The 12,138-nt window shown below is 53.0% G+C and carries 8 protein-coding genes; 5 read left to right on the forward strand and 3 right to left on the reverse strand.

Features of this window, described 5'->3' with window-relative positions; translation table 11 throughout:
• Nucleotides 1–60: 60 nt before the first annotated feature.
• Nucleotides 61–2,736, reverse strand: a complete 2,676-nt coding sequence (gene gyrA, locus ACT3RT_RS02960) for a DNA topoisomerase (ATP-hydrolyzing) subunit A (RefSeq protein WP_353502750.1) — start codon at nt 2,734–2,736, stop codon at nt 61–63.
• A 281-nt stretch (nt 2,737–3,017) separates the two neighbouring features.
• Between gyrA and ubiG the strand changes: the two genes are divergently transcribed.
• The 4 genes from ubiG (at nt 3,018) to yfaE (ending at nt 7,995) form a co-directional block, all read left to right on the forward strand.
• Nucleotides 3,018–3,755 (forward strand): bifunctional 2-polyprenyl-6-hydroxyphenol methylase/3-demethylubiquinol 3-O-methyltransferase UbiG, encoded by a 738-nt coding sequence (gene ubiG, locus ACT3RT_RS02965; protein WP_353502751.1) that lies wholly within the window; start codon nt 3,018–3,020, stop codon nt 3,753–3,755.
• 491 nt (nt 3,756–4,246) lie between these two features.
• Entirely contained in the window at nt 4,247–6,529 is a 2,283-nt protein-coding gene (gene nrdA, locus ACT3RT_RS02970; protein WP_496202473.1) for a class 1a ribonucleoside-diphosphate reductase subunit alpha, read from the forward strand.
• Between the two features lie 73 nt (nt 6,530–6,602).
• On the forward strand, nt 6,603–7,733 hold the full coding sequence (nrdB, locus tag ACT3RT_RS02975; RefSeq protein ID WP_034791704.1) for a class Ia ribonucleoside-diphosphate reductase subunit beta: 1,131 nt from the start codon (nt 6,603–6,605) through the stop codon (nt 7,731–7,733).
• 1 nt (nt 7,734) lies between these two features.
• Nucleotides 7,735–7,995: a class I ribonucleotide reductase maintenance protein YfaE gene (yfaE, locus tag ACT3RT_RS02980; protein ID WP_353502753.1), complete on the forward strand. Its 261-nt coding sequence runs from the start codon at nt 7,735–7,737 to the stop codon at nt 7,993–7,995.
• 218 nt (nt 7,996–8,213) lie between these two features.
• Here yfaE and ACT3RT_RS02985 read toward each other — a convergent pair whose 3' ends face one another.
• Entirely contained in the window at nt 8,214–9,419 is a 1,206-nt protein-coding gene (locus ACT3RT_RS02985; protein WP_496202474.1) for a nicotinamide mononucleotide deamidase-related protein YfaY, read from the reverse strand.
• 378 nt (nt 9,420–9,797) lie between these two features.
• Nucleotides 9,798–10,343 carry a YfaZ family outer membrane protein gene (locus ACT3RT_RS02990; protein WP_353502755.1) on the reverse strand — a complete coding sequence of 182 codons (546 nt, stop codon included), beginning with the start codon at nt 10,341–10,343 and terminating at the stop codon, nt 9,798–9,800.
• Between the two features lie 347 nt (nt 10,344–10,690).
• Here ACT3RT_RS02990 and ACT3RT_RS02995 point away from each other — a divergent pair, with 347 nt between their 5' ends.
• On the forward strand, nt 10,691–12,124 hold the full coding sequence (locus tag ACT3RT_RS02995) for a catalase (RefSeq protein ID WP_496202475.1): 1,434 nt from the start codon (nt 10,691–10,693) through the stop codon (nt 12,122–12,124).
• Nucleotides 12,125–12,138: the final 14 nt, after the last annotated feature.

A 12,138-nucleotide genomic window follows, 5' to 3' on the forward strand; every position in this document is an offset into this window, starting at 1 on the left:
CTAAAAAGGGCACAACCTAAATAGGATGTGCCCTTATGTGCGTTTCAAAGCGACTGAAACTTACTCTTTTTCAGCGTCTTCGTCGTCAGCGTCAACATCATCTTCGACAGCTTCGTCGTCCGATTCTGTTTCATCTGGCAACTCAGCTTCCTGAGCAGCTTCCAGCTCACCTTCAACCGTTGCTACGCCATCCAACTCTTCGTCTTCAACTGGCTCGGCAACGCGTTGCAGACCAACCACGTTCTCATCTTCTGCGGTACGGATAAGCGTCACACCCTGGGTGTTACGGCCTACGGTACTCACTTCAGAAACGCGAGTACGCACCAGCGTGCCTGCATCGGTGATCATCATGATCTGGTCCGCTTCATCAACCTGAATCGCGCCAACAACTGGACCATTACGCTCGCTCACTTTGATGGAGATAACGCCCTGTGTTGCACGAGACTTAGTTGGGTACTGAGCAGACTCGGTACGCTTACCGAAACCATTCTGCGTTACGGTCAGGATACAACCGTCGCCGCGTGGAATGATCAGGGAAACAACGCTATCACCTTCGCCCAGACGAATACCGCGAACACCGGTCGCGGTACGGCCCATCTTACGCACGGCTTCTTCAGAGAAGCGCACCACTTTACCGGCCGCAGAGAACAGCATGACTTCATCTTTACCGTCAGTCAGGTCAACACCAATCAGCTCATCACCCTCGTTAAGGTTGATGGCGATGATGCCAGCGCTGCGTGGGCGGCTGAAATCAGTCAAAGCAGTTTTCTTCACGGTACCGCTGGCAGTTGCCATGAACACGTGACGCCCTTCTTCGTACTCGCGCACTGGAAGGATGGCGGTAATGCGCTCGTTCGGCTCAAGCGGCAACAAGTTGACGATTGGACGACCACGCGCACCACGGCTGGCTTCTGGCAATTGGTACACTTTCATCCAGTACAGACGACCACGGCTGGAGAACATCAGGATCGTGTCGTGTGTATTGGCGACCAGCAGGCGGTCGATGAAATCTTCTTCTTTAATACGTGCAGCAGACTTACCTTTACCACCGCGGCGTTGCGCTTCGTAGTCGGTCAGAGGCTGGTACTTCACATAGCCCTGATGCGACAGCGTCACTACAACGTCTTCCTGATTGATCAGGTCTTCGATGTTGATGTCGGAGGTATTAGCCGTGATTTCAGTACGACGCGGATCGTTGTACTGGTCACGAATCGCTTCCAGCTCTTCACGGATAACTTCCATCAGGCGATCTGGATTTTCCAGAATCAGGATCAGTTCCGCGATTTGCGTCAGCAAGTCTTTGTATTCATCCAGCAGTTTTTCGTGCTCAAGGCCGGTCAGTTTCTGCAAACGCAGATCCAGAATGGCTTGGGCTTGCTGCTCGGTCAGGAAGTATTTCCCGTCGTGAATACCAAATTCTGGCTCCAGCCACTCAGGGCGCGCTGCGTCGTCACCGGCACTTGCCAGCATCGCTGCGACGTTACCCAGATCCCATGAACGGGCAATCAATCCGGCTTTGGCTTCCGCAGGAGACTGGGCTGCGCGGATCAGTTCAATGATAGGATCGATGTTAGCCAGAGCGATGGCCAGTGCTTCGAGGATATGAGCACGGTCACGCGCTTTGCGCAGTTCGAAAATGGTACGGCGCGTCACCACTTCGCGGCGGTGGCGCACAAACGCGGACAGGATCTCTTTCAGGCCCAGAATCTTTGGCTGGCCCTGATGCAGAGCAACCATGTTGATACCGAAAGAAGTCTGCAGCTGCGTCAGAGAGTAGAGGTTGTTCAGAACCACTTCACCGACCGCATCGCGTTTGATTTCAATCACAATGCGCATGCCGTCTTTGTCAGACTCGTCGCGCAGTGCACTGATACCTTCAAGACGTTTTTCCTTCACCAGCTCGGCGATCTTTTCGATCAGACGGGCTTTGTTCACCTGATAAGGGATCTCGTGAACGATGATGGTTTCGCGACCGGTTTTGGCGTCAGCTTCCACTTCCGCGCGGGCACGAATTAGGATCTTGCCACGGCCGGTGCGATAGGCTTCTTCAATACCACGGCGACCATTGATGATGGCGGCGGTAGGGAAGTCAGGCCCTGGGATGTGTTCCATCAGCCCTTCAATGCTGATGTTTTCATCGTCGATATACGCCAGACAGCCGTTGATAACCTCGGTGAGGTTATGTGGCGGGATATTGGTCGCCATACCTACTGCGATACCTGACGCACCGTTAACCAACAGGTTAGGGATACGCGTCGGCATGACCGCAGGGATCTGCTCGGTACCATCGTAGTTCGGCACGAAGTCGACGGTTTCTTTTTCAAGGTCTGCCAACAGTTCGTGAGCAATTTTTGACATGCGAATTTCGGTATAACGCATGGCTGCAGCGGAGTCGCCGTCTACCGAACCAAAGTTACCCTGCCCGTCCACCAGCATATAGCGAAGTGAAAAAGGCTGAGCCATACGAACGATGGTGTCATAGACCGCGGTATCACCATGTGGGTGATATTTACCGATAACGTCACCGACCACACGGGCCGATTTCTTATAGGCTTTATTCCAGTCGTTACCCAGAACGTTCATTGCGAAAAGTACGCGGCGGTGCACCGGTTTCAAACCATCGCGCACATCTGGCAACGCACGCCCGACGATAACGGACATGGCGTAATCCAGGTAAGAGTTTTTCAACTCTTCTTCGATGTTTATCGGTGTGATTTCTCTGGCAAGGTCGCTCATGGAGCTGCTATCCCTCTACTGATTATTCATTGCCGGTGCCTGTATAGGCAAAGGTGTAAAACTATACCACAAAGCTGAGATCTGTGGAAAAGAACCTCCCTATTTCGCGCTATTTTAAATCCAAATTGTCGGCCTGATTCAAACCTTTGGCGCTGTTCCCTCTTCTTTGCACGGCAAACGCCAGCATTTCGCGCAAAGATTCGCCACACAGACAAAACTGAACCTCGGGGGAGGAATATGTATAATCCGCCCTATCAAGCTATAGGGAGTTCATCACGCTCATGAATACAGCATCGACTAATAACACGCAGAATATCGACCACGACGAAATCGCCAAGTTTGAAGCCGTGGCTTCGCGCTGGTGGGATTTGGAAGGCGAATTCAAGCCGCTGCATCGCATTAACCCACTGCGCCTTAACTATATCCTCGAACGCGCCGACGGCCTGTTTGAGAAAAACGTCCTCGACGTCGGCTGTGGCGGCGGCATCCTGAGTGAAAGCATGGCCGTCGCGGGTGCGCATGTAACGGGTCTGGATATGGGCGGTGAGCCTCTGCAGGTTGCTCGTTTGCACGCGTTAGAGAGCGGCGTCAATGTCAGTTATGTTCAGGAAACGGTAGAAGCCCACGCCGAAGCCAACCCACAAAAGTATGATGTGGTGACCTGCATGGAGATGCTCGAGCACGTCCCTGACCCGGCCTCGGTAGTGGCTGCCTGTGCCCGCCTGGTTAAACCAGGTGGCCACGTGTTCTTCTCCACCATTAACCGCAACAACAAAGCCTGGTTAATGGCTATTTTCGGCGCTGAATATGTTCTGAAAATGGTTCCAAAAGGCACGCACGACATTAAGAAATTCATCAAACCGTCCGAGCTGCTGGCGATGGTTGATCGCACTGATTTGGTCGAGCGCGGCATCATGGGCCTGCACTACAACCCGCTAACCGACCATTTCAAACTCGGCAAAAACGTTGATGTGAACTACATGATCCACACCCAAGCCCTGGCCGATGAGAAAAAATAAAGCACAGGTTTAGCCCTGTTGCTGGTATTAACGCGCAGAAAATGGTTTTTAAACCAGATTCTGCGCTTGTAACAAACAGTAAAATCTTAGTTTTTAGCAGTTTGGCGAGAAGTCTGTTAGCTACATCTTTTTTTAGAATAGTTAGCAACACTAATATAGCGTTTTTTTCTAATGTTTAAGAAATCGGCAGTCGATCAAGTTTTCAAAAAATATAAGAAAATCGTATTGTAGATATTGACAGTTTAACCGCCCCAGCAACCACGTACACTCCAGCCCCACCCTGATAAATTCTCCCCAACTTATCCACAAAAATGGCCATTTTGTTCACTTGCAAAAGGCACATCCAACCACTATCTTGTCATCAGAAATTAACAAACCCACAATATATAGTGTTTATATCCTGAGCAGCACACAACGCGCAGATTAGACAGATTTCGCTGGGAATCTGCGTTTCGTCAGGCCCTTTATAAACCTCTAAGGTACAGCCCCTAATGAATCAGAGTCTTCTTGTTACTAAACGCGATGGCCGTAAAGAACGCATCAACCTTGATAAAATTCACCGAGTCATCGACTGGGCTGCCGAAGGGCTTCAAAACGTCTCTGTTTCGCAAGTAGAACTCCGTTCCCACATTCAGTTTTATGACGGGATTAAAACCGGCGACATTCACGAAACCATTATTAAAGCCGCTGCGGACCTGATCTCTAAAGATGCCCCAGATTACCAATATCTGGCTGCGCGTCTGGCTGTGTTCCACCTGCGTAAAAAAGCTTACGGTCAATTTGAGCCGCCAAAACTTATCGATCAGGTCAATCGTATGGTCGATATGGGGAAATATGACAAACATCTGCTGGAAGACTACACGGCTGAAGAGTTCGAGCAGATGGACAGTTTTATTGACCACTGGCGTGATATGAATTTCTCCTATGCCGCGGTGAAGCAGCTGGAAGGTAAATACCTGGCGCAAAACCGCGTGACGGGCGAAATTTATGAAAGTGCCCAGTTCCTCTATATTCTGGTCGCCGCCTGCCTGTTCTCTGGCTACCCGCGCGATACCCGTCTGGATTACGTTAAACGTTTCTATGACGCCATTTCGACCTTCAAAATCTCGCTGCCAACGCCAATCATGTCCGGCGTGCGTACCCCTACGCGCCAGTTCAGCTCTTGCGTGCTGATCGAATGTGGCGACAGCCTCGACTCCATCAACGCCACCTCAAGCGCTATCGTGAAATACGTTTCTCAGCGCGCAGGTATCGGGATTAACGCTGGCCGCATTCGCGCGCTAGGTAGCCCAATTCGCGGCGGTGAAGCTTTCCACACCGGCTGTATTCCTTTCTATAAGCACTTCCAGACCGCGGTGAAGTCCTGCTCTCAGGGCGGCGTGCGTGGTGGTGCTGCCACCCTGTTCTACCCAATGTGGCACTTGGAAGTTGAAAGCCTGTTAGTGCTGAAAAACAACCGTGGCGTCGAAGGCAACCGCGTTCGTCACATGGACTACGGCGTACAGATCAACAAGCTGATGTATCAGCGTCTGGTTAAAGGCGGCGACATCACCCTGTTCAGCCCGTCTGACGTCCCTGGCCTGTACGATGCGTTCTTCGCGGACCAAGACGAATTCGAGCGTCTGTACGAGAAATATGAGCAAGACGACAGCATCCGTAAGCAGAAAGTGAAAGCGGTTGAGCTGTTCTCCCTGATGATGCAAGAGCGCGCCTCCACTGGCCGTATCTACATTCAGCACGTTGACCACTGCAACACCCACAGCCCGTTTGACCCGGCTATCGCGCCAGTTCGCCAGTCCAACCTGTGTCTGGAAATCGCCCTGCCTACCAAGCCGCTGGACGATGTTAACGATGAAAACGGTGAAATCGCGCTCTGTACGCTGTCTGCCTTCAACCTCGGCGCTATTAACAGCCTCGACGATTTGGAAGAGCTGGCAACGCTGGCGGTTCGTGCGCTCGACGCCCTGCTCGACTATCAAGATTATCCAATCAAAGCCGCAAACCGTGGCGCGATGGGCCGCCGTACTCTGGGTATTGGCGTCATTAACTTCGCTTACTATCTGGCGAAGAACGGCGTGCGCTACTCCGACGGCAGTGCGAACAATCTGACGCACAAAACCTTCGAAGCGATCCAGTACTACCTGCTGAAAGCCTCTAACAACTTGGCGAAAGAGCAAGGTGCCTGCCCGTGGTTCAACGAAACCACTTATGCACAGGGCATCATGCCTATCGATACCTATAAAAAGGATCTCGATGCCATTTGTGATGAGCCACTGCACTTAGACTGGGATGCGCTGCGTAAAGACATTCAAGAGCACGGCCTGCGTAACTCCACGCTGTCAGCCTTGATGCCGTCTGAGACTTCTTCGCAAATCTCTAACGCCACCAACGGCATTGAGCCACCACGCGGCCACATCAGCATCAAAGCGTCGAAAGACGGGATTCTGCGTCAGGTTGTTCCTGAGTACGAAACCCTGAAAGACCAGTATGAGCTGCTGTGGGATATGCCGAACAACGACGGCTACCTGCAATTGGTGGGTCTGATGCAGAAATTTATCGACCAGGCGATTTCGTCTAACACCAACTACGACCCGGCGCGCTTCCCGAACAGCAAGGTGCCAATGAAACAGTTGCTGAAAGACCTGCTGACCGCCTATAAGTTCGGCGTGAAAACCCTGTACTACCAGAACACCCGTGACGGTGCTGACGACGTGCAGGAAGACATGAAAGCCGAAGCTGCGGACGATTGTGAAAGCGGCGCCTGCAAAATCTAATTGTCTGTTTTTAATTAAATAATTTATATAAAACCCCCGTCAGGGGGTTTTTACTGAGAATTCAGAGGACGTTATGGCCTATAGCACTTTCTCCCAGAACAAAAACAACCAACTTCTTGAGCCGATGTTCTTCGGTCAGTCTGTTAACGTCGCGCGTTTCGACCAGCAGAAGCATGAGATTTTTGAAAAGCTGATCGAAAAGCAGCTCTCCTTCTTCTGGCGTCCTGAAGAGATTGACGTTTCTCGCGACCGTATCGACTTTCAGGCGCTGCCAGAGCACGAGAAGCACATTTTCCTCAGCAATCTGAAATACCAGACCCTGTTGGACTCCATTCAAGGCCGCAGCCCGAACGTTGCGCTGCTGCCACTGATCTCGATTCCGGAACTGGAAACTTGGGTTGAAACCTGGGCGTTCTCTGAAACCATCCACTCGCGCTCTTACACCCACATCATCCGTAACATCGTGAATGATCCGGCGCTGGTGTTTGACGACATCGTCACCAACGAAGAGATCCTCAAGCGCGCCAAAGACATCTCTGGCTACTACGACACGCTGATTGAAATGACCAGCTACTACCACCTGCTGGGCGAAGGTACGCATCAGGTTAACGGTAAAACCGTGGTCGTTAACCTGCGTGAGTTGAAGAAGAAACTCTACGTCTGCCTGATGAGCGTCAACGCGCTGGAAGCCGTGCGTTTCTACGTCAGCTTCGCCTGCTCCTTCGCCTTCGCCGAGCGCGAACTGATGGAAGGTAACGCGAAAATCATCAAGATGATCGCCCGTGACGAAGCCCTGCACCTGACCGGCACCCAGCACGCGCTGAACCTGCTGCGCTCTGGCTCTGATGATCCAGAAATGGCGGAAATCGCCAAAGAGTGCGAGCAAGAGTGCCACGACCTGTTCGTGCTGGCCGCGCAACAAGAGAAAGATTGGGCAGAATATCTGTTCCGCGACGGCTCTATGATTGGCCTGAACAAAGACATTCTGTGCCAGTACGTCGAGTACATCACCAACATCCGTATGCAAGCGGTTGGCCTGACTGCGCCATTCAAAACGCGCACTAACCCAATCCCATGGATCAACGCATGGCTGGTGTCTGACAACGTGCAGGTTGCGCCACAAGAAGTAGAAGTCAGCTCCTATCTGGTCGGTCAGATTGATTCAGAAATGAATGCTGACGATTTGAGCGATTTCGAGTTCTAAGATGAGTCAGCCAACCGTAACGCTTTCAGCCAACGGTAAGCGGCTGGCCTGTCTGGCCGGCCACAAAAACCTGCTGGAAGTGTTCGAGCATCACGAAGTGCAAGTGGAATACCAATGCAGGGAAGGCTACTGCGGCTCCTGCCGCATGCGGCTGGTCAGCGGTGAAGTCACCTACAGTGAGAAACCCCTAGCATTCCTGCTGGAAGGCGACGTCCTGCCCTGTTGTTGCCTGCCGGTGGGGGACGTCGAACTGGAGTTTTGATGTGGGGGTGTGCGGCCCCCACTTGGCCGCTTTAAATTCAACTTCAACTTCAAGACCTTGCGTTGCCACGCAAACTGGCCTTTAAGGTCAAAACCGTGCGCTGCCGCCATACCGGCCTAAGGGGCGCCTATCACCGCCCCCTTGCCGGTGTGGGCCGGTGCCCACGGTTTTGAATTTAAAGATTTAAAAGCGGGCCTTGGGCAACCCGCCCCAAAAAACTACGCCTTAGCCACACGCTCCAACCACGGGTAGTCCGCCACCGGATCCCAGCCATTCAGATACCGCCGCAGCATATCCATTGCGACCATCGCGATAGTCTCTTGGCGCAGTGCTAAAGCATGGCGGCTGGCGGTATAGCGGATGGTGAGGCCACTGGTGCCAGCCGGGGTGTGCAGGGCGAGACTCAGCTCCTCGCCGGACATGGCGCCGACGGCTAAAGCCAGCTGGACCTGATTCTTCTCGGCCAGTTGCTGGGCGCGGGCCAGAATACTCTGCAGCGATTTCTCCGGGGCCGGTTCGGCATCATCAGGCAACAACTCACCCGCCGCCAGTGGCACGTCGGCGCTTTGTAGACGCCAGTTGAGCAGGCCGCCGGTGAAGCTCTCGCTGACCGAAAGACGCAAGCCCTGATCCAGCAAATGCTCGGCGAGACGCGCCGGCAGGCCGCCAAAACCTTCGAAAATAGTGCTTTCACCCGCCACTTCGCGCACGCGCTCAAACGCCTTATGCATCGCTGCTTCTTGCGAACGCGGGCCGGTGACTTTCAGCTCGATGATTGGCGAAGAAGAGCGATAGCCCAGGGTGACACCCTCAGGCAGCACCATCTGATCTAGCTCATTGGCAAGGTCACTTTCACCACGGCCAAAGGTGGTCAAACGCAGACACAGCGGGGCTTCCAGCGATGGGTGCTTCTTGTGTAAACGCGGAACGATTTGCTGCTCCACCATCACTTTGAATTCGGAGGGTACGCCGGGGGTGAAGAAAATCTGACAGCGGTTCAACGTCAGGCTGAATCCACAGGCGGTGCCTACGGGGTTATCCAGCACTTCGGCGTTGGCGGGAATTTGCGCCTGCTTGCGGTTGGACACCGCCATTGGGCGTCCGCGCTGCGCGAAGAAAGCTTCCATGGTGGCAATCCAGTCGGCATCCTCCACCAGCTCGACCCCACAGGCGATAGCCGCCGCCTGCGCGCTTAAATCATCACTGGTCGGCCCCAGACCGCCGTTGACGATCAGCACGTCGGCGATGTGGCTACGCTCTTTCAACACGCTCACCAGCTCATCCAGACTATCGCCAACCGTTTCGCGACTGGTCATCGGCAACCCCTGCTCGAACAGATAGTTCGCCAGCCACGCCGCGTTGCTATCTACTATTTGCCCATGCAGCACTTCTTCGCCCGTACTGAGCATCTCGACCCTAAGCATTCTTTTCTCCTCTTATTTGTCCTTCCACTGTAGAAAGCCTGAAGCCGAAAAACAATTGCCGGGGCACAAAGTGATATTCCAAACGAAAAAAAGCCTGCTATGCGCAGGCTTTTAAATTTAAAGCTGGATATCCCTAAAGATTTCGCTCTGTAACAAGGCGGCAACTGAGCAAATCCCCAGAAGCTTACATCAGTAAGTGACTTGGGTGCGCGAAGGCAGCCAACACAGCTACAGCATGAAAGATGACGGGATATATCCCTAAAGATTTCGCTCTGTAACAAGGCGGCAACTGAGCAAATCCCCAGGAGCTTACATCAGTAAGTGACTGGGGTGCGTGAAGGCAGCCAACGCAGTTACAGTGCGAAAGATGACGGGATATTAGAAGTTAACAGCACCGCCGAGATATGCCCCATCCGCCAGGATGTTGTCACGCTTACCGTCTTTATTATCCAGCGCCAGATAGCGGTAACCCACGCTTACCGTCACCAGAGGGATGGCGGTCAAACGAATACCGGCGTCGCCTTCTTTGTAGTTAGAGATGCCGCTAGACAGGGAATCTGGAGAGTAGTAGTAGCTGCCGTACAGGCTGAACAGGCTACCTACTGGCAGCTGCAAGCCACCGCCGACTGCCGCCGCGTAACCTTCGTCGCCCTGTTTAGGATTGGTATACAAACCTTTGCCGCCAACGGTCGCCATGAATGGACCCAGTGGGATGTTGTAACCCAGACCCAGACCAGCTACGTCGCCGTCATCGTCGTTGTGGGTCCAATCGCCGCTCAGCGCGATACCCGGAGTGGTGGTACCGAGGCCCACACCGAAATTGGTGTAATGTTCGCCAATTTCACCGTTGACACTGATGGCGCTGGCAGAGGCCGCGACCAACATCAAACTGGCAGCAGCGCCAGCGACTAAAAGTTTTTTCATTTTCATTCCCGAATGTTCATTAAACGACAGATAAACCATCCCGCGAAGTCTAAAGCAAATCAGCGTCATGCAACAACCTTGAATGTTTTAAACCTCCGTTTTAAATAAAAAAAAAATGTAAGAGATAGCCACAAAGTTTATGTGCGTAACGATCCTGATTGAAATGATAACTCCTGCCTATTTGCCCAGTATCAACATCAAGGCTAAAAGATGGGGGTAGAGTTTACTGACCTAAGGAAAGGCAAACTCGCGAAGGGAAGCCGTACCGCAATACCTTTTTGAGGAATGGGCACCGCCCTTTTTAGCTTTAAACACCCACCGATTAATTGACTGGAAGGATCTAACCAATGAGTAAAAGAGGACTTACAACCGCCGCTGGAGCACCGGTTGTAGATAATAATAACGTGATCACCGCAGGCCGCCGTGGCCCCTTGCTGCTGCAAGACGTCTGGTTTCTGGAAAAGCTGGCGCATTTTGACCGCGAAGTGATCCCAGAGCGTCGCATGCACGCCAAGGGTTCAGGCGCTTACGGCACCTTTACCGTCACCCATGACATCACTCAATACACCCGCGCAAATATCTTTGCCGAAATCGGTAAGCAAACTCCGATGTTTATCCGTTTCTCCACCGTAGCGGGCGAGCGCGGCGCAGCGGACGCCGAGCGCGATATTCGTGGCTTCTCCATCAAGTTCTATACTGAGCAGGGTAACTGGGATTTGGTTGGCAACAACACCCCTATTTTCTACCTGCGCGACCCGCTGAAATTCCCAGATTTGAATCACGTGGTTAAACGTGACCCGCGCACTAACCTGCGCAATCCGGCTTACAAATGGGACTTCTTCTCCCATCTGCCTGAAGCACTTCACCAGCTAACTATTGACGCCAGCGACCGCGGCCTGCCTAGCTCTTATCGCCATATTCACGGTTTTGGTAGCCACACCTTCAGCTTTATCAATGAGCAAAACGAGCGTTTTTGGGTGAAATTCCACTTCCGCTGCCAGCAGGGCATTCAAAACCTGATGGACGACGAAGCGGAGAAACTGGTGGGAAGCGATCGCGAAAGCTCGCAGCGCGACCTGTATGAGGCTATTGAGCGCGGCGACTTCCCTCGCTGGAAACTCTTTGTTCAAGTCATGCCCGAAAAAGAAGCTTCCGAGCTGCCTTACAACCCGTTCGACCTGACCAAAGTTTGGTTACACAGTGACTATCCGCTGATTGAAGTGGGCGAGTTTGAGCTGAACCGCAATCCAGAAAACTATTTTGCCGAAGTTGAACAAGTGGCGATGAGCCCGGCCAACGTGGTGCCGGGTATCGGCTTCTCCCCTGACCGTATGCTGCAAGGCCGTCTGTTCTCTTACGGCGACGCGCACCGCTACCGTCTGGGCGTGAACCATCATCAAATCCCAGTTAATGCACCAAAATGCCCGTTCCACAACTACCACCGCGACGGCGCGATGCGCGTTGACGGTAACAGCGGCAACGGCGTGACCTATGAGCCAAACAGCGCAGGTTTGTTCCAAGAGCAGCCGGACTTCAGCGAACCGCCGTTGACTATCGAAGGGGCGGCGGACCACTGGAATCACCGCGAAGATGATGATTACTTCACCCAGCCACGCCTGTTGTTCAACCTGCTGTCTGCAGATGAGCAAGCACGCCTGTGTGGCCGTATCGCCGGTGAGCTGAAACACGCTTCGCCAGACACGCAAAAACGCCAACTCGATCTGTTCTACAAGGTTGATCCGGCCTATGGCGCAGGTGTGGAAAAAGGCCTTAAGGCGTAATACCTGACGCTTGG

Source organism: Ewingella sp. AOP9-I1-14 (assembly GCF_052375995.1).
Lineage (GTDB): Bacteria > Pseudomonadota > Gammaproteobacteria > Enterobacterales > Enterobacteriaceae > Ewingella > Ewingella allii.